Genomic DNA, 20,007 nt, shown 5'->3' on the forward strand with positions numbered 1-20,007 from the left:
TGTTTTACATCTCTCAATAAGAAACTTTATGTTGATTTTTGGAAGTATTATAGTGATTTTTGAACATTTGTTTTCTTTGCCTGTACCTACTTTTGCGATCAAAACCCATTAATTATCAATTATTATGCTACTACCAAGAAAAATTGTATTTTTCCTTCTCTTGTTTGTCGGATTATCGTTGTATGCGCAACAAAACTGCTTCATTAGTTCGTATGTACGGGGTAATTTCTACAATCGCGGACGTATTTCTGCCGAGAGTTTAAGGGCGAGTGATGATTTGATTTTTCTGAACGTCCGTCCCAATAAAGACGGGTCGCTTTCGTTTGAGAATCCCCGTATCTTTGAGAATGGGAAAGGAGTGACTAGTTGGGAGGAATTGATAAAGTCTGTCCGTGCGGATGTGAAAGGAACAAAGACAAAACTTCGTCTGGGCGCTGCCAGTGGCGAGTGGAAAGCGATGGTTGCAGATGAGGCGGCCCGTGTTGCATTTGCCAAAAACATAAAGAAGATACTGGAAAAGAATAAGCTCGATGGCATCGATCTGGATTTTGAATGGGCGGAGACTGAAAAAGAGTATGAAGATTACAGTCTGGCTATTCTGAAGATGAGAGAGGTATTGGGAGATAAATATGTGTTCAGCGTATCCCTGCATCCTGTGTGTTATAAGATTAGTAAAGAGGCGATTGCTGCGGTCGATTTCATTTCTTATCAGTGTTACGGTCCTTCGCCGGTTCGCTTCCCGATGGAGAAATACTGTTCGGATATACAGATGGCGTTGGCTTATGGCATTCCAAAGGAAAAGCTGGTGGCAGGCGTTCCTTTCTATGGCGTGACAAAAGATGGCTCAAAGAAGACTGAGGCTTACTTCAGTTTTGTGCAGGACGGGCTGATTACGGGGCCGGCACAAAACGAAGTAACCTATAAAGGAGACGTGTATGTCTTTGACGGGCAAAATAATATCCGTGCCAAGACACGTTATGCGATGGACCAGCAGCTCAAAGGAATGATGAGCTGGGACTTGGCTACGGATATGCCGCTGAATGACAGCAGATCGTTGTTTAAGACGATGGTGGAGGAGTTGGGGAGGTGAACTGCTTCAGATAATCTGAAGGAGAGACACCAAACTCATCCTTAAAACATTGACGGAAGTAGCCTGTACTGTTCATTCCTATTTTATAGGCTATTTCCGAGATATTATATTTTCCTTCGAGGAGTAACCGTTCCGCATTCTGCATTTTTACTTTCCGGATGTACTCGTTCGTAGAAAGTCCGGTCAGTGCTTTCATTTTCCGGTAGAGCGTAGAACCGCTCATACACATCTTGTCGGACAGATAAGTGATGTCGATCTTTTCCGAAGAAAGGTTATCCTCAACCAGTTGCGTGATTTTCTCAATGAATTCGTTATCCAGTTTGCTGAGCGCCTCGGTGATTATGGAACGCTTTTCATCCAAATGAGAATTGGGGTTATGATTCGTTCCGGCCTGCTGGAATTGAGCAATCAGTTTCTTTCTCGAATCAAGCAGATTGTTGATGCGGCTTCGCAGCAGTGAAGCACTGAAAGGCTTGGTCAGATAAGAATCCGCTCCCACTTCGTATCCTTCTTCTTTATCCTGCAATGAATCTTTGGCCGTTAGCAGGATGACAGGGATGTGGCTGGTACGCACATCCTCTTTTAGTTGACGGCATAGCGTGATGCCATCCATTACCGGCATCATGATATCGCTTACTATAATATCGGGAATACGGTTGAGAGCCTGCTGTTTCCCTTCCTCACCGTTGCTGCCTGTGATTACTTCGAAAGAGTCGGAGAAAGATTCGGCGATGTATTTCTGTATATCTTCATTGTCTTCTACAATCAGCAGGATAGGTTTGCTCGTTTCCGGTTCCGTATTTTGAGAATCTTCCGGAACAGCTTCTGATATCATTTCCTCCTCTGTTTGCTTCGTAGAGTCTCCATGCAAAGCGTTGGGGTAGATATTGTCTGTTAATAAGCTGATATAGAAAGTACTTCCTTCGTTCTGTATGCTTTCCACCCGGATTTCGCCTTCGTGCAGTTCTACAAGATTTCGGACTAAAGCCAGTCCGATACCTGTGCCGGATGCCTGATGCTTGCCGCTTTCCTGATAGTAACGGTCGAAAACATGAGGCAAGGCTTCCGCAGAGATTCCGTATCCCGTATCACTGACTTTAATCTCCGTATAAGTGACCCCGTTTCGTGTGGTGGGATACAAGCTCAAGGTTATTTTTCCCTGTTCCGTATATTTGATGGCATTGGAAATCAGATTATCAAGGATAATGGTGATGATTTCTTTGTCAAAGAACAGAGGCATCTCTTCTTTTTCTATTTGAATCTGAAAGTCAATCGCTTTCTTTTGGTTGAGTTCTTTGTATTTGAGTCCGATTTCATGAATCAGGGGCACAATGTTGCCTTTACAAACACATAGCTTTTTGTTCTGCGTTTCCGTTTTCCGGAACTCAAGAATCTGATTGATCAGGTTGAGCAGCCGGAGGGCACTCAGGTGGATGACAGAAAGTTTCTGCGCCTGTCTGGTCGGCAGTGACGTGTCTTTCTGCATATCTTCCAGCGGACCGAGGATCAGGGTCAGTGGTGTGCGCAGCTCATGAGTGATGTTAGTATAGAATCGCAGGCGTTCCTGATTCAATTCTTGTTCTTGTTCGTGGTTTTTCTTTTCCAGGGTATAGAGACTTTCGAGGTCTATTTTCTTCTTATAGGCATGGATAATAGTATAAATAATGCTGATAGTGATCAGAATATAAATAAGTTTTGCCCACCATGTCAGCCAGAGAGGAGGGTTGATATGTATCCTGAGAGAGGTCGTGTCCTCCGACCAGTCCTGATTGTGCAGGCGGGCTTTTACCAGAAACTCATACTTGCCGGGAGGAATATTACGGAAGGTGACGCTGTTTTGCTCGTTGATCGTATACCATGAGTTTTCAAGTCCTTTCAGCATATAGGCATATTCCACCTGGTTGGCCAGTGAATAGTCCTGTACGTTGAAAGTAAGATTAAAACTATTTTGTTCATGAGTCAATTCTATCTCTCCTTCGGAGATGGGAATAGCGGTTTCGTTCTTCTCCCGACTTGTGAGTCGTCCGGGAATTCTCACTTTAGTGATAACCACAGGAGGAATCTGCGGACTGTTTATGGCAATATCGGGGTTGAAGAAACACAATCCGTTGATAGAGCCGAAATAGATGAGCCCGTTATGGTCTTTGGTAACGCATCCGCTGATGAAACTTCCTTGTGGGATGTTGTTGGAGTGATCGTAGGTATAGAAACATTTTTTAGAGGTGATATAGCAACTGATACCGGTATTGGTACTTGCCCAGATGTTGCCGTTCTTATCTTCACTGATAGCTCTTATGTGTGTATTGGGCAGTCCTTCTTTTCTTTGAAAAACCTGATAGTCAAAATTACGGGCTGAAGGAAAACATACCAGTCCCTCACCGGTGGCAAGCCACATCTGGCCTTTGCTGCTTCGGTATATCTGATTAATCGTATTGGAACAAAAACCTTCGTATTGGTTGAACTTCCTGACCAGTTGCATATCCGGCGTATATATCCCGACTCCTCCTCCGAAAGTTCCTATCCAGAAACGTCCTTCACTGTCTTGGGCAATGCTGCGTACAAAGTTTTCCAGCAACTGGCTGTTGGAGGTGTCATAATGATGAATCACCTTCTTGCTGGCAAGGTCTATAACGAACACCCCTGCGTGAGTCCCTATCCATATCTTTTTATTCTTGTCTTCATAGAAGACGCGTACGTCGAGAAGCTCATTCTTTTCCAGTTCGATGATCTGAAACTTCTTCAGTCTTGTATTGTAATAGCTGATGTTGCCCAGATAGGTGCCGAACCATAGGTTGCCTTCCGAGTCTTTCAGCGAACAAAGCACTGAGTTGGACAGGAGTTCTCTGTTTTCTTTATTGTAAATGGCCACCCGTTTTCCGTTTTCGAATACGTTAATACCTCCTCCGTCAGTTCCTATCCACAATTTTCCTTGTCCGTCATCGCAGACGCTGCTAACGACTTTGTTGCTCAGCGAACTTTCATTCATTTGGGTGGGTGAATAGCTCCATGTATGGAATGCGGGAGGAGCATTGCTGATAAAATTGATTCCTCCTCCCCAAGTCCCTATCCAGATATTATTAAAAGAGTCTTGAAAGATATACCGTGCGCTGGCGTTGGACAAACTGTAGTTATTGTCCCCTTCGCGGATAAACTCAAAGCGTATTTGTTCGGGCAGCAGAAACTGATTTTGCTGTAAGTCCAGTATCATGATTCCGTTCAGTTCTGTTGCAATCCAGAGTTTGTTGTCTTTGAGTTGTTTGATGGAGAAGATATAGCTTGACAATGCTCCGTGAATATTCCCCGGGTTGTTATGAAAGTTGGTAAATGTTTCTGTATTGGCATTGAACAGGGCTAGTCCTTTGCTGGTTCCGATCCATATATTTCCGTTGGTATCTTTATAGATACAACGCACATCGTTCCCCGGAAGGCTGTTCGGGTTTTGAGGATCATGGACGAAGTGCTTCACGGATTTGTCATTCAGGGAGAGGATGCTCAACCCGCCTTCTACGTGTCCGATGTATAGTTTGCCATCCTCAGCCTCCGTGGCTGTCCAGGTCTGCTCAGAGGGAAGGGCGGGTACTGTGCTTTTGTTATAATGAGTGAATTTCCCGGTAGCGATGTCCAGATACTCTATACCTCTGTAATAAGTACATACCCATAACCCTTTGCCGGCTTGTACGGATGAGGTAATGTGAGTGACATCGTTCGTTATCAGACTTTGTGGGTCTTCCGGATTATATTGGTAGACGCTGAAACTTTGTGTCTCGTAATTATAAGCGTTGAGTCCTGCCCGCTGGGTGGCTATCCAGATAACAGGCTGCACGGGATCGGCGTACACTTCATTGAGTTCGTTGCCGGTAATGCTTTGAACAGAAGAAGATTGCTCCTCTTTATAGTAGGTGATAAAGCGGGTTCCGTCAAACTTATTCAGCCCTTCTTCGGTGGCGAACCACAGAAATCCCTGCTTGTCCTGCGTGATACTCAATACATAATTGTTGGATAAGCCTTGTTCTATTCCCAATCTTTGGATGAGGTAAGGGTGGGCTGCCGCAAATGTGGCGGATAGCAGGAGGAAGAAAGCCGCAATGTATGTTTTCATCGTTTCAGATATTATGTATTCCTTGATATTCACTCTCAAAAGTACAAATAAATCTTGTATTTAGTATAGACAAATGATTCATTGCATGATTTTCTACCCTTTCTGCATGATTTTTACAGCGAATAAAATAAAACAACTGTAATTTTGCAATCAATCAAATAACCGAATCTAATACTTGCAGAAAATGGAATCTGATTCTTTACACGAACATGATAAAAGCTGGAAGGCATTTTTTATTACCACTCTGTTCATCTTGTGTACAGCGAACGTTTATGCGCAGTCATCCGATACAATCTTTTCCCGATATTTCCGTTATGCACAGAACTTCGCAGATTCGTACCCTCGCGAGAAAGTGAGTCTTCATTTGGATAATGCAAGTTATTACCTTGGTGATACGATTTGGTTCAAAGCGTATGTAGTGACGGCTGAACAAAACTTACCGACGACGATCAGCAAACCTTTGTATGTAGAATTACTGGACCAGTTGGGAAATGTCGTAGAGCGGCAAATTATTCAGCTTACGGATGGGGAGGGAACGGGACAAATCATTTTGAACAATACCTTCTTTACCGGTTATTATGAAATGCGTGCCTATACAAAGTGGATGCTTGCTTTTGATAACCCTTCCTGTTTTTCCCGTGTATTACCCGTCTATCGGAAACGGCTGAGCGATGAAGAGACTCCTCGGAGTATAGCTACCTATCGTATGGACGCTTCGATGAAACAGCGGCCGAAGGATAAAGAGAAGAAGTTTACAGTCCGCTTTTTTCCGGAGGGTGGACAATTGGTGAAAGGCATATCTTCGATTGTAGCTTTTGAAGCCACCAGCCGTGACAAAGGAGCTGCTGATGTAGAGGGAACAGTGGTTTTGCCGAGTGGTGAAGAACTGGCGCATATCCGTTCATTTCATGACGGGATGGGTTACTTTGAGTATAAGCCCGAAGAAAAGGCGGGTGTGGCAAAAATTGATTATGAAGGCTCCACTTATCAGTTTGACCTTCCGGAAGCTCTTCCACAAGGATATGTACTCCGAATCGATAACCGGCGGGAAATGTTGGATATCACTGTAGCCCGCAGTTCACAGGCAATGAAAGACACACTGGCTGTTTTTGTATCTTCTCAGGGGCGACCTTACAAATGTATGACACTGGACTTTGAAGATGAATTGAACTGCCAATTCCGGATTTCGACTAAAGAACTACCGCCCGGAGTGCAACAGATATCTCTGGTCAATCTGAAAGGGGAAACGTTATGCGAGCGTTTTTGTTATGTGATGCCGCGTTCTTCCATGCTCCTTGCCTGTAAAACGGATCACGCCCTGTATCGTCCTTTTGAGCCGGTGACTTGCCGGATTAAAGTGAGAGATCATCTGAATCGTCCGGTACAGGCCAATCTTTCTGTATCTATCCGCAACGGTGTGGAGTCTGATTTTCGGGAATATGATCATTCCATTTATACGGATTTGTTGCTTGTCTCCGATCTGAAAGGCTATATTCATCAACCCGGTTTTTATTTTGAGAACCAGTCTGCTGAACGTTTCAAAATGTTGGATGTCCTCCTATTGGTACGTGGCTGGCGGAAGTATGACCTTTCCCGACTGATAGGTAAACGTCCTTTCTTGCCTCGGTATCTTCCGGAGACCTCGCTGACCCTGTATGGACAGGTCGAATCTTATTTCGGTAAGGCGTTACGGAATGTCGGGGTGAGTATTCTTGCGCGCAGGGATTCGGTCTCTATTGCAGGTATGACAAAAACGGATTCATTGGGGTATTTTAGTGCGCCGGTAGATGGTTTTAGCGGTTCTATGGATGCTCTCATACAGACACGGAACGAGGGAAAGAAGTGGAACAAGCAGGCAGTCGTGAAGTTGTTCCGTAATTTTGAGCCTTCCTTACGGAAGCTTGATTATTATGAGCTGAATCCGGAATGGAAAGAGACGGGTGATTTGAAACAGTTGTTGGACACCTTGGATATTGCTTATAAAGATTCTGTATTCGGACCGGATCATCATTTGCTGGATGAAGTGGTGGTGAACGCCAAGCGTCTGAACTTGTTATTGAAGCAAACTGAACGCTTTGAAAAAGAGATTCTGGGTTATTATAATATAACGCAGGTGGTAGATAAAATGCGTGATAAAGGAGAAGCGGTGTACAATCTGCCTATGCTGTTGAAGGAATTAAATCCTAATTTCAGATTGAGTGATTCATTGAGCCTGCACTATAATAACTCAAGAGTTTTATTTATAGTCAACGGCGGGGTTTTATCTTATGGTAAAACGGATTATGTGTTGGACAAAGATGTGGATGCTATTAAATCTATCATGCTTTATTATGATCAGGCAGGAGGGGAATCTGTTTTTGTGATGAACAAGCAGAGTAATAGAGTGACGAAATTTACAGCAAATAATTTTTGGAGTGGTCGCTGGCAGGATGGAGATTTGAGTGAGTTGCCTTTGCAGGATGCTATAGGTGCGGATTCCGGACCAGATGCACTTTGGGGTGAGAAAGATAGAAAGACTATGAAGAAAGGTCCGTTGCAGAAATCGTCAGTAGTAGTTTGCTCCATCACTACGATTGATGACTGGGACCCGAACAAAACTTATAAAGCCCGGCGGGGGATTCGTCATACCTATATACAAGGATATAATGAGCCCTTGGAATTTTATTCACCAGCTTATCCTGATGGCGCTCCTCTCTATACGGAAGATTCTCGCCGCACACTATACTGGAATCCGAATGTGAAAACGAATGAAAAGGGTGAAGCAGTCATTCGATGCTATAATTCCGATAATTCGGCGCCGTTAATAATAAATGTAGAGACATTGTATAAAGGTAGTCCGTCATCATTGAATATCTACTCTATAGATTATTAAACTCGATCTATATTATTCATATTCATATAAAGTCCTGCTAAAGAGGAAGAAAGGAGTTGTGTTTCTTGCAGCCAACGTGTGTAAATCGTTTATGAATGATTCTCTACGTTTTTTGAATGATTTTTATAATGTAAAATCTACACTCATTCGTATCTTTGCTGTAGATAACAACGAAATAAACTAATATTATGAAAATGAAAACTAATATAATTTTTAAAAAACTAAAGTCATTCGTTAATCGGTGTCTTTTTCCTGATTATATGTGCTGTTTTATCTTCTTGCGTTTATAACGCTGATATGCCAATAAAGAATTTTTAGTGAACCAATAATTTAATATGTAAAAAGAAAAACGTTATGAAAAGACTATTTCTTCCCTTATTAGGGTTTTTGTCGTTGGTGCTGATGTGCTGTAATGACAACAAGGAATCAGGTACGGATTCCTATGACCCGAACAAACCTGTCACTATTGACTATTTTACGCCGGACACCGGTCGGGTAGCAGAGAAAGTGATTATTATAGGTAATAACTTTGGAAATGACAAATCTGCGGTAACCGTATTATTTACTGATAATATGGAAAAGGAGAACAAGGCTGCCGTAGTGGGAGTAGATAATACTACGATTTATTGTATGGCACCACGTCAGGCAGAAGGTTTCAATAAGATTACGGTTAAGGTGAATGATCAGACTGTGGTGGCTGATGAGACTTTTAAATATTCTGTGTCTGAGAATGTATCTACTATTGCCGGTGATTTTGTACAAGCTGATGGTGCCGGTAAAGATGGAAGTCTGGCTGAGGCAACTTTTGGGCAGATGTTTGGTGTAGCTTGCATTGATGAACAGTCGGGTATCATAGGTCAGGCATGGAATAATAACAGTATACGTTATGTCTCTATAGACGAAGATGCTGTGATTACTATCCAAAACGGTCCTGTGGTTGGAAAAGTGGCGGTATCCAATGATAAAACATTGGCTTATGGTGCTACCATTAATGGAGCTAATACCGTTTATGTTTATAAGAAATCGCAGGCATGGGTTCCTTCTCGACTAAGTGATATCAGTTCAGGTACCGATGTTTGGGCTGTGGCTTTGAATGGTGATAACCAATGGTTGTATTATGTTACGAGAAATGGTCGTTTGGGACGTATTGAAGTCAATAATCCAACTCATAATGAGATTTTGTTTGAACATAATGATTTTAGTGGCGGTCCTTTCGCTTACATCGCTTATAGTGCTTTTGAAGATTGTTTCTATGTAACTACTGATAAAAATAAGATTCTGAAAGTTTGGGTAAAAGAAGATGGTACACATGCTTACGAGCAGATTAACCAGAATAATACAGGAACTACAGATGGTTTTCTGACTGATGAGGCAAAATTCCAGTTTTTGCGTGGCCTTACAATAGATGAAGATGGTAATATTTTCGTTTGTCAGGAGAATAATCATGTGATTCGTAAAATAGCTTATGATGAGAAAATGGAAAAAAGATATGTAACTACTATTTTGGGTACAGCTGGTGTAAAAGGTGATGACGATGGTTCTCCTGATATTGCTTTATTTGCAAATCCCCAAGATATCAGTTATGACGGGAATGGTGGATTTTGGATTGCTCAGCGTGAAAATCCGGCTTTAAGAAAGTACTCAGTAGAATAAACACATTAATCAGGAATTAATCATGAAAAAAATAATAAGCATCTTATTTATATTATGCGGCATCTTCTCTTCTATGGCCTATGCGCAGGGAGGATTGACATATTCCGGTACTGTCATTGGTGAAGATGGATTGGAACTTATAGGTGTGAGTGTTGCTGTGAAAGGGACATCTATCGGAGTAATCACCGACTTGGACGGAAAGTTCCGTTTGAATAATATTCCTCCCAAATCTACCGTTGTGTTTTCCTATGTAGGTTTTGAGAATAAAGAAGTGAAAGTAACCGAATCTAAAGAGCGTGAGACTATTGTATTGAAACAAAGTATCAGTAGTTTGGATGAAGTAGTGGTAGTAGGTCGTGGTTCACAGCGTAAAGTTTCTGTTGTGGGAGCTATTACTTCTGTTGATCCGGCACAGTTGCAGGTTCCTGCTACTTCCGTATCCAATATGCTTCAAGGTCGTGTGCCGGGCATCATTGGTGTGACTCGTAGTGGTGAGCCGGGCAATAACTTCTCTGAATTTTGGGTACGTGGTATCAGTACGTTTGGGGCAAATGCTTCGGCGCTGATCTTGATTGATGGTGTAGAAGGTGACTTGAATACACTCGACCCTGCAGATATTGAAAGTTTCTCAGTTTTGAAAGATGCTTCGGCAACTGCCGTATATGGTGTGCGTGGTGCCAATGGCGTAGTAATTGTAACTACCAAGAGAGGTAAAGCTGGTAAGTTAACTGTAAACTTCAAGACAAATGCCACATATTCCTATTCTCCCCGCATGCCGGAGTATGTAGATGCAGTGGGCTATGCAAACCTTGCTAATGAAGCACGTGTTGTCAGAGGTAAGAATCCGATTTATACTAATTCTGAAATCCAACTGTTCCGTTCCGGTCTCGATCCGGATCTTTATCCGAATGTGAATTGGAGAGATGTGATTCTGAATGACTATGTGATTGACAATCAACATCACCTGAGTCTTTCTGGTGGTGGTACCAATGCACGTTATTATGTAAGTATGGGTATCATGAACCAAGGAGCTGTTTTCAAACAAGATAAGTCGGTAAGTAAACATAATACTAATGTGGATTACCATCAATATAATTTCAGAGCGAACGTAGACGCCAATATGACTAAAACAACTCTACTCTCTTTGAATATGGAAACGATTATCACTAAACGTAATTCTCCGGGATATGGTGATAATAACAATGCATTATGGTCGGCGCAAGCTAATCTTCCGGCAACAATCGTTCCGGTGAAATACTCCAATGGTACTCTTCCATCATTTGGTAGAAACTCGGATGAGGTTTCTCCTTATGTACAGTTGAACTATACAGGGTATAAGATCAGTGAAACACAGGCCACCCGTATGAATGCCAGTCTGAATCAGAAGTTGGATTTCATCACAAAAGGACTGTCTGCAAGAGGCGTATTCTCGTTTAACTATACCGGCTACTTTGACCAGTATCGTACCAAGACTCCGGACTTATATTACGCCACAGGAAGAAAGCAGAATGGAGCATTGATCTCTAAACGTACATCGAGTGCTACTGATATGACTTACAGCGATTATCGCCGCATTGCCCGTCAGTATTATTTTGAAGGAAATATCAATTACGAAAGAATCTTTGGCGAAGACCATCGTGTGACCGGATTACTTAATGCCTACCGTCAGGAAAATAAAGACTCTTATCTGAATAATGATGATGACGACACCACATTGGATGAAAGAATTCGTTCCATTCCTAAACGTTATCAGGCTATTTCTGCTCGTGCTACTTATTCTTATAAGGATACTTATATGTTTGAATTCAATGTAGGATATACCGGTTCCGAGCAATTCAAGAAAGGCAACCGCTACGGGTGGTTCCCGGCAGTAGCTTTGGGATGGGTGCCTACTCAGTATGAATGGACGCGTGAAAAACTTCCGTTCCTCGATTTCTTCAAACTCAGAGCTTCTTTGGGTAAAGTAGGTAATGACCGTATCAAGAAAATCCGCTTCCCGTACCTTTCTACTGTGTCTACCGATTATAGCTCAGTAACATGGCCTGGTAGCACCGTTGGCGAGAGCCGCGTAGGTGCCAATGACTTGAACTGGGAAGAGACAACCAAAATGGATATTGGTGTAGACCTGAAAATGTTTAATGACAAAGTGGAACTGACTGCCGACATCTTTAAGGATAAAAACAAAGGTATCTTCCAGCAACGTGCCAACATTCCTGAAGAAGCAGGTTTTGTAACCAATCCGTACACCAACATCGGTGGAATGGAATCATGGGGATTTGATGGAAACATAACGTTCAACCATAATTTCACCAAAGATTTTGGAATGACAGTTCGTGGCAACTGGACATTCGCCCGCAATAACGTAACCTATTGGGAGCAATCAGGCGTAGTATATCCTTATCAGTCTTTTGTAGACGTTCCTTATGGAGTGCAACGCGGTTTGATATCTTTAGGTTTGTTCAAAGATCAGGCAGATATTGAAAGTAGTCCTGTTCAAACCTATTCTTCTGATGTGCGTCCAGGTGACATTAAGTATAAAGATGTCAATGGTGATGGTGTTATCAATGATGATGATATTGTACCGTTATCCTATTCGAATACTCCGACTCTTCAGTATGGTTTTGCTGCTGAATTCAGATACAAACAGTTTACTGCCAGCATTTTCTTTGAAGGTGTAGGTAAAGTGCAATATTTCTATGGGGGGTCAGGATACTATCCGTTTGCTTGGGAAACGCGAGGCAATGTACTTAACATTGTAGCTGATCAAAAGAATCGCTGGACACCGAGAGAATATTCCGGTGACGCTAGTACGGAAAATCCGAACGCGCGTTTCCCGCGTCTGACTTATGGTGAGAATAAGAACAATAACCGCCCATCTACCTTTTGGTTGGCAGATGGCCGCTATTTCAGATTGAAAAATATCGAGTTGTCTTATAGATTCACCAGCGCATGGTTGCGAGATAAGATTAGTGTACAGAACGCTACCTTGAGCCTTGTAGGCGAAAACCTGCACGTATGGGATAAGGTGAAACTTTGGGACCCGGAGCAGGCATCGTCAAACGGTGCCGTGTATCCTCTGCAACGGAAATTCACCCTTCAGCTTAATGTGACGTTTTAATCCCGTTTCAATTGTAACATTATCATAAATCGTATAATTATGAATTTCAGAAAAATATATTGCATAGCCGCTATGGCACTGATGTGTTGCACAGGAAGTATGTTTACCTCCTGTGACGACTACCTGGATGTAGACTCATACTTCGATGAGATTTTTGAGCTAGACTCTGTATTTAAACGTAAGGAATATCTGGAAGAATATATCAATGGTGCCGGAAAGTTATTACCTAATGAAGGAGACTTGTGGACCAATGCTTGGTCGCCTTATCAGGGAGCTTCGGACGAGAACTTTACATCATGGAATGACTCCCGTCATAAAGCTATCCAGCTGATGGTGGACGAAGTGACTCCACAGAGTGATTTCTATAATAACTATGGTACTTGGTATAAAGGTATTCGTAAAGCCAACCTCGTCTTGGAAAGAATCAATGAATGTGAGGATATTACTACGAGCGATTTGCGTGACTTTATGGGACGTTGTTATTTCTTGAGAGCTTATTTCTATTATAAACTGGTAGAGGCTTACGGACCTGTGCCCATTGTGCCTGAGATGGCTTATGATGTGGATGCCAGTGCGGAAAGCATGTCATTGGAAAGAGAGACATACGAGAATTGTATTAACTATATCTGCGAGAATTTCGAGAAAGCATACGAATATCTTCCTTCCAGCCGTACGTCTACCCTAGTCAATCTGCCTACTTCGGGAGCGGCATTGGCATTGATGGGAAGAGTAAGACTGATCGAAGCAAGTCCTTGGTACAACGGAAATGAGTTTTATGCTGATTGGAAGCGTTCGGACGGTACCAACTTTATGCCTCAAGTCAAAGACGAATCCAAATGGGGAACAGCCGCTCTTCTTGCCAAACGTTTGATTAAGGGTTCGGAAGCTGGTAGCTTTAAATATAAGCTGCACACTGTTGAGAGAAAACTAGACACAAAACCGCTACCGGAGAATGTGCCTGACGAAAACTATCCTAATGGAGCGGGAGGTATAGATGCGCTTCGTTCTTATGCTTTTATGTTCAATGGTGAAACTCCGGCTTATAATAATGACGAGTTTATTTATATGTGCGGCTACTCTAGTACAGCTGGCGACTCTCCGGCATGGATTGCTACTCCTACGAGCCTGGGTGGTGGTAATGGGTTGAATATTACTTATGCGACTGTGAAAGCTTTCCGTATGGAAGACGGTAGCGACATCAATAACTCACCACTTTATCCCACAAATTACTGGGAAGCCATTGGTGGTAGTTCACAGTCTTTCTCTGACTATACACTTCCGTCCGATGCTGCTAAGATGTTTGATAAGATGGAAATGCGTTTCTATGCCAGCGTAGGTTTTAACCATTGCTACTGGAGCGGACTTTCTTACATCGGAACCGAAGGTAATCAGACTAAGCAGACAGTTACTTACTATGCTAATGGTACTGCTGCACCGTCGTCCGATCATCCTGAAGATTATAACCACACTGGTTTTACCTGCAAGAAGTACATTCATTATGTAGAGGATCAGCTGAAAGGTATGATGAAGTCGAAAACTTTCCCGATCATGCGTTATGCAGAGGTGCTGCTCAACTATGTGGAAGCATTGAATGAGTTGGGAAGTAATACATATACCGACGAAGAGAATGGGATTACAGTGAGCCGTGATGTAGACGAGATGGTGAAATACTTTAATATGGTTCGCTATAGAGCCGGTTTGCCGGGCATTACAGCGGATGATGCAAGGGATGTGACTACGATGCGGGATTTGATTAAGCGTGAAAGACGTGTGGAGTTTTTCTGTGAAGGCAGACGTTATCACGATTTGCGTAGATGGGGAGATGCAATCGATGCATACAATGAGCCTGTAACAGGTATGAACATTGCTGCACGTAGTACAGACCGTAAAGCATTCCATACGGAAACAGTGATCAATAATGTTCGTTCGCACCGTGTATTCTCTTATAAAGATTACTTCCTGCCTATCCCTCGTACAACGATGGATAAGAACCCGAAACTGGTTCAGAATCCGGGATGGTAATTTTGCACACGAAGTACAGAATTAATAATTAAGTAAAAAACGTTTGTTATGAATATCAATAAAATACTATATCCGATACTTTTGTTATTGGTCGTTTTAAGTAGCTGTGATTATGAAAGCCCGCTTGATAAGGAGCAATATAAGAAGACGCTCTATCTGATCGGCGCTTCCAGCAATCTTGTGACTAAAGAACTTGCTTATAGCAGTGAAGTGCAGGAAGGATTCATTACAGTGGGTGTAAGTGGCTCTCTTTTGATTGACGGGAATGTGGATGTGACTCTGGAAAGCCATAACAGTGTAATTGACTGGTATAATAAAAAGTTCAAGTTCCTTGCCACCGATATCAAATATCAGGGACTTGCTACCAGTGCTTTTGAGGTACCTTCTTATACTACTACATTGAAAGCCGGCGAAACTTATGCGAGAGTTCCCTTTAAAGTTAAAACAGAGGGTCTGGAGTGCGATTCGCTCTATGCGATAACTTTCAAGATTGCTTCTTCTTCTGCCGGTTATGAGATCAACCAGAAGGACTCGGCACTTATTGTATCCTTCAATCTGGTAAATAAATACTCAGGTAATTACATCTTCAAAGCTCTTCGGCACGAACTGGATAGTAATGATGAAATAGTTGCATCCACTTCTATTACTATAGTCAGAACATTGAAAGCTACAGAAGAAAATGCAGTGCGTTTCTATAACGAGCAACAGGCGGAAACAACTGCCAATATCAAGAAACATGCTGTTGTACTGAAAGTTGATGCTAGTAACAATGTCAGCATCTCGGCATGGGAGGACTTTGACTTGATTGACGGTACATGTACTTATAATCAGAACTCGAAAGTCTTTAATGTAGATTATAAGTATACTGCGGATGGCAAGACTTATCAGATGGTGGGTACGTTTACCTATCAGGATGAAGATGCAGGTAGCAACTAAATGGGCTTGTAAATCTAGTAACTAAATTAGGTTATCAGCAAGGCAGAAAAAGGAGCTGCTTTAAGTCGATGAAATAATAAATGGCAGGTTTAAGGAATACTTAAATCTGCTATTTAATTTATTCAGCCTTATAACTTGTGACATTGCAAGATTTGTGGTAGTTTTTGGTCGTTTTGTGTTCTCCAAGGTTAACTGTAATCACGTATTTTTGTACTATCACTTTAAAATTATAAAAAACAAATTTCACGATGAACTATAAATTACTGTCAGTCGCCTTAGCTTTTTTATATATAGGTATAGCTACCAGCTGTTCCCAGCCCGCCCCCGACCTACGTTATCAGATTGAAGTGGACAAACCTCTGCAGACAATGGAGCACTTCGGTGCTTCCGATGCCTGGAGTATGCACATCCTTGGCTTATGGCCACAGGAGAAACAAAACCAGATAGCCGACTGGCTGTTCAGCACAGAGAACGATGCGAATGGAAAACCGAAAGGAATCGGCCTGTCTCTTTGGCGTTTCAATGTCGGTGCAGGTAGTACCGAGCAGGGAGAAGCCAGTCAGATCGGTTCTTCGTGGATGCGTACCGAATGCTTCATGAATGCCGACGGAATCTACGACTGGAACAAGCAACAGGGGCAGCGCAACTTTCTGAAACTGGCAAAAGAACGGGGCGTCACTAAATTCCTCGCATTTCTGAACTCCCCTCCTGTCTATTATACTCAGAACGGCCTGGCTACCAATACCGATCGTGGAGGAACCGCCAATCTGAAGCCGGAATGTTACGAGATATATGTCCGTTTCCTGGCCGATGTAGTAGAAGGAGTAGAGAAGCACGACGGGATAAAGTTCAACTATATCTGTCCTTTCAACGAACCGGACGGGCATTGGAACTGGGTAGGACCGAAGCAGGAAGGCTCTCCGGCAACCAATCGGGAAGTAGCCCGAACCGTCCGTCTGCTAAGCCGGGAGTTTGTGAACCGGAAAATGGATACACAGATTATGGTGAACGAATCTTCGGACTATCGCTGTATGCTCCGTACCCATCAGACGGACTGGCAGCGTGGCTATCAGATTCAGGCTTTCTTCTGCCCCGACAGTGTGGATACGTATTTGGGTGATACGCCCAATGTGCCCCGACTGATGCTTGGTCATAGCTACTGGACAACAACTCCTCTGAGTGAACTGCGTGCCATGCGCTGCCAACTGCGTGAAGCTCTGGATAAATACAACGTCGGCTTCTGGCAGTCAGAAACCTGTATCATGGGGAATGACGAAGAGATAGGCGGCGGTCACGGCTTCGACCGTACGATGAAGACGGCACTTTACGTTGCCCGTATCATCCATCATGATATCGTATATGCGGGAGCGAAGAGCTGGCAGTGGTGGCGTGCCGTTGGCGGTGATTATAAAGACGGGCTGATTCGGGAATACACGAATGATGACTTGAAGGATGGTCGGGTAGAAGACTCCAAACTCATGTGGGCTTTGGGTAATTATAGTCGTTTCATCCGTCCGGGAGCTGTCCGCCTGTCGGTTTCTGCTTTCGATCAAGCGGGGAATTTAATCCCCGGAGGCGATACGGACCAAAAAGGGTTGATGTGTTCTGCTTATCAAAATGCGGACGGCTCATACGCTGTTGTTCTCATTAACTATGCGCAGGAAGACAAAGAGTTTTCAATCAATAAGATAAATGGCAAGAAAACTCGATGGCAGGTGTATCGCACTTCGGATGTAGAAGGAGAAGATCTGCTACCCGTTGAGAAAGTGAAGAGTGGAAAAACAGTCCGGATTCCGGCACGTTCGATTATAACTTTATTGAATCAATCGCTTTAATATAAGAGTCAATTATGGGTTTGTCCGGTCGAATAAAAGGCCGGTATGTCGCCTTTTTCTTTTTTAAAGTATTACATTTGTACGCCCGTCCATTGCTAACCAAGGCAATGGACGGGCGCAATGCATAAAAAAGGAGGCATTTTATGAACGATAGAGGAAATATTGTCATTTATCAGACAAAAGACGGGAAGACTTCAATTGATGTGAAGTTGGAGAATGAAACAGTGTGGCTGACTCAGGCTCAAATGGCAGAATTGTTTCAGAAGGATCGTACTGTTATAGGCAGGCATATTAATAATGTCTATAGGGAAGGTGAACTTGAACGTGATATCACATGTGCAAAATTTGCACATATGGGTAGTTATAGTGACCAACAATATGAGACGGCTGTTTATAATTTGGATGTGATTATCTCCGTCGGCTATCGTGTAAAGTCGCAACGCGGTACCCAATTCCGCGTCTGGGCAAACAAAGTTTTGAAAGAATACCTGATCAAAGGCTATGCCGTCAATCGGCAAGTAAAGATAGAGCAATTGGAAGACTTGAAGAATACTGTTCACCTCCTTTCCAACGTCATCGAGCACAAGCAACTAACATTGGATGAGGCTAACGGACTGTTGCGTGTCATTACTGACTACACTTATGGTCTGGACACACTTGATAAATACGATTTCCAGCAACTGGAAGTAGTCTCCACTACTCCCAGCCGGGAGTTTCGTGCCACCTACGAAGAAGCGATGGGCGCTATTCATTTATTGCAGGAAAAGTTTGGAAGCAGTGACTTGTTTGGAAATGAAAAAGACCAATCGTTCAAAAGTTCTATCAATACCATTTATCAGACCTTTGGTGGAGAAGATCTTTATCCGAGTATCGAAGAGAAAGCATCCATGCTTTTCTACCTCGTCGTGAAGAACCATTCGTTCAGTGACGGCAACAAGCGTATTGCCGCTTTTCTTTTCCTTTGGTTTCTCGAAAAGAATGGTATCTTATATAAATCCGACGGCTCGAAGCTGATAGGCAACAATACGCTTGTGGCACTCACGCTTATGATTGCCGAGAGCCGGACAGAAGAAAAAGACATGATGGTAAAAGTGGTCATCAATTTAATTAATAAGAATAATTGATTTACGGTTCGACTCAGCGCCCACTAGAAAAGAAAAAACTTTTTTAGTCTCACGGTCTCACTCTTTTGTACTAAGGTTCACATAATCAACTGAATAAATAATGAGAGATACTTTTGAAACAGATGTCTCTCACCCTTTTTTCGTCAAATGGGGGCATCTCTCATTGCTTTTCTTGTTCTGATGCAGCATCTCTCACCCTTATTGAAGCCATATTTTTCTGTCTTTCCCTTATTTTACGGTGTCTTCTACTTCCGGCTTACCATAATATCCCGGCATCGGAACATAAACCGGACTCTGACGAGTATTGATATTCTGCAACTTCTTTTCTTCTTTCAGCCGTTTGATATGTCGGGCGGCAGTGGTAAGCGTAAGTTTGCAAAGTCCTTGAAAGTCCGAGCGGGTCAGTATTTGGTTATTACTGAAATACGCGGTCAGCAGTCTGTCTATCTCTTCGTTGGAGCGTGGCACTGAGTGTAACTTCAGTTTACTGCGTTCCACCTTGACGACGCTTACCGAACTTCTCAGTTTTTTATCCGCCTTGAAGCCGATGTTTGCTTTGAGTTTCATTTGGTTTGCTTTCAGCTTGGGCGAGGTGATCGGTTCCAGACTGTTCAGCTTTACCTGAAAGTAGCCGATGCCGTCGAGGTGAACACGTTCCCCTTCTCGGAGGCGTGATCCCATAAAGTGGCTCAGCGATTCGAGGACGGCTTTTACATCCCCTTCGGTCAGCGAAGTCGCTTGTTGTATTTCTTTAGCGAGATAGTCGGTGTCGATATGCTGAAAGTTGACTACCCGTGCGTGGTAGAGTTCCTTGTCTTCTTCGTCCTTCCGGGCAGGAGACTTGTAGAGTTCAAATTGTATTGCCATGATACTGTTTATTGTATTTTATTTCTTTTTCTTCTTCTTTGTTTCGGTTGTCAGTTTTTTGATACTGTCAAAATATGCTTCTTCTACAGGCAACAGGGTTTTGACATGATATTTTGGGTATTCATCCATGGCGAAACCTTTAATCCGCAAAACTAATCATTAGTTTCCGGACTTGGACAGAACTCAGGTTATATAGTGATTGTCTGCTTGCTGTCAAGCGTTCATACATAAGTTATCCTGCCTTTATCTTTGGTTTATGATGCCTGCATTGTCTTACCCTGGATTTGGTTGACTACTATAAGTATCAACTAAAATGAATAAAAGATGAAAAAGAGTGACATGACCTTTAGTCCTTATCAGCTTGAACTTCTTGGCGATTTCTATCGTTCGA

The 20,007-nt window shown here is 42.8% G+C and carries 10 protein-coding genes; 8 read left to right on the forward strand and 2 right to left on the reverse strand.

What is annotated here, in order from left to right; genetic code table 11:
• Positions 1-124 precede the first annotated feature (124 nt).
• Positions 125-1,090 carry a glycoside hydrolase family 18 protein gene (locus NBH01_RS21370; protein WP_008767322.1) on the forward strand — a complete coding sequence of 322 codons (966 nt, stop codon included), beginning with the start codon at positions 125-127 and terminating at the stop codon, positions 1,088-1,090.
• On the opposite strand, the gene NBH01_RS21375 is transcribed toward NBH01_RS21370, so the two are convergent.
• Positions 1,059-5,189 (reverse strand): hybrid sensor histidine kinase/response regulator transcription factor, encoded by a 4,131-nt coding sequence (locus NBH01_RS21375; RefSeq protein ID WP_130041099.1) that lies wholly within the window; start codon positions 5,187-5,189, stop codon positions 1,059-1,061. The two genes, NBH01_RS21370 and NBH01_RS21375, sit on opposite strands and share 32 nt — an antisense overlap.
• A gap of 184 nt (positions 5,190-5,373) precedes the next feature.
• Between NBH01_RS21375 and NBH01_RS21380 the strand changes: the two genes are divergently transcribed.
• The 7 genes from NBH01_RS21380 to NBH01_RS21410 all read left to right on the forward strand — a co-directional run bounded on the left by NBH01_RS21380 (position 5,374) and on the right by NBH01_RS21410 (position 18,749).
• Positions 5,374-8,061: a hypothetical protein gene (locus tag NBH01_RS21380; RefSeq protein WP_117979851.1), complete on the forward strand. Its 2,688-nt coding sequence runs from the start codon at positions 5,374-5,376 to the stop codon at positions 8,059-8,061.
• A gap of 354 nt (positions 8,062-8,415) precedes the next feature.
• The gene (locus tag NBH01_RS21385; protein WP_117978494.1) at positions 8,416-9,714 is read left to right on the forward strand and encodes an IPT/TIG domain-containing protein; all 1,299 of its coding nucleotides are present in this window, start codon (positions 8,416-8,418) and stop codon (positions 9,712-9,714) included.
• Positions 9,715-9,736: 22 nt separating this feature from the next.
• Positions 9,737-12,832 carry a SusC/RagA family TonB-linked outer membrane protein gene (locus NBH01_RS21390; protein ID WP_074858381.1) on the forward strand — a complete coding sequence of 1,032 codons (3,096 nt, stop codon included), beginning with the start codon at positions 9,737-9,739 and terminating at the stop codon, positions 12,830-12,832.
• A 39-nt stretch (positions 12,833-12,871) separates the two neighbouring features.
• A complete protein-coding gene (locus NBH01_RS21395) occupies positions 12,872-14,854 on the forward strand; it encodes a RagB/SusD family nutrient uptake outer membrane protein (protein ID WP_250700287.1) in 1,983 nt (660 codons plus the stop codon).
• Positions 14,855-14,902: 48 nt separating this feature from the next.
• Positions 14,903-15,790, forward strand: a complete 888-nt coding sequence (locus NBH01_RS21400; RefSeq protein ID WP_225695094.1) for a BT_3044 domain-containing protein — start codon at positions 14,903-14,905, stop codon at positions 15,788-15,790.
• Between the two features lie 248 nt (positions 15,791-16,038).
• A complete protein-coding gene (locus tag NBH01_RS21405; protein WP_250700288.1) occupies positions 16,039-17,625 on the forward strand; it encodes a glycoside hydrolase family 30 protein in 1,587 nt (528 codons plus the stop codon).
• Between the two features lie 143 nt (positions 17,626-17,768).
• Positions 17,769-18,749 carry a virulence RhuM family protein/type II toxin-antitoxin system death-on-curing family toxin gene (locus NBH01_RS21410; protein ID WP_250700289.1) on the forward strand — a complete coding sequence of 327 codons (981 nt, stop codon included), beginning with the start codon at positions 17,769-17,771 and terminating at the stop codon, positions 18,747-18,749.
• Positions 18,750-18,977: 228 nt separating this feature from the next.
• Here the strand turns inward: NBH01_RS21410 and NBH01_RS21415 are convergent, their stop codons facing one another.
• Positions 18,978-19,616 carry an HU family DNA-binding protein gene (locus tag NBH01_RS21415; RefSeq protein ID WP_008761745.1) on the reverse strand — a complete coding sequence of 213 codons (639 nt, stop codon included), beginning with the start codon at positions 19,614-19,616 and terminating at the stop codon, positions 18,978-18,980.
• Positions 19,617-20,007: the final 391 nt, after the last annotated feature.

The organism is Bacteroides sp. B1-V-101 (assembly GCF_023656585.1).
GTDB lineage: Bacteria > Bacteroidota > Bacteroidia > Bacteroidales > Bacteroidaceae > Bacteroides > Bacteroides thetaiotaomicron.

Bases quoted from the DNA above. Each gene is read 5' to 3' on its own strand.
- NBH01_RS21400 (WP_225695094.1), top strand. From the start codon at position 14,903: ATGAATATCAATAAAATACTATATCCGATACTTTTGTTATTGGTCGTT.
- NBH01_RS21390 (WP_074858381.1), top strand. From the start codon at position 9,737: ATGAAAAAAATAATAAGCATCTTATTTATATTATGCGGCATCTTCTCT.
- NBH01_RS21380 (WP_117979851.1), top strand. From the start codon at position 5,374: ATGGAATCTGATTCTTTACACGAACATGATAAAAGCTGGAAGGCATTT.
- NBH01_RS21385 (WP_117978494.1), top strand. From the start codon at position 8,416: ATGAAAAGACTATTTCTTCCCTTATTAGGGTTTTTGTCGTTGGTGCTG.
- NBH01_RS21405 (WP_250700288.1), top strand. From the start codon at position 16,039: ATGAACTATAAATTACTGTCAGTCGCCTTAGCTTTTTTATATATAGGT.
- NBH01_RS21370 (WP_008767322.1), top strand. From the start codon at position 125: ATGCTACTACCAAGAAAAATTGTATTTTTCCTTCTCTTGTTTGTCGGA.
- NBH01_RS21415 (WP_008761745.1), bottom strand. From the start codon at position 19,616: ATGGCAATACAATTTGAACTCTACAAGTCTCCTGCCCGGAAGGACGAA.
- NBH01_RS21375 (WP_130041099.1), bottom strand. From the start codon at position 5,189: ATGAAAACATACATTGCGGCTTTCTTCCTCCTGCTATCCGCCACATTT.
- NBH01_RS21410 (WP_250700289.1), top strand. From the start codon at position 17,769: ATGAACGATAGAGGAAATATTGTCATTTATCAGACAAAAGACGGGAAG.
- NBH01_RS21395 (WP_250700287.1), top strand. From the start codon at position 12,872: ATGAATTTCAGAAAAATATATTGCATAGCCGCTATGGCACTGATGTGT.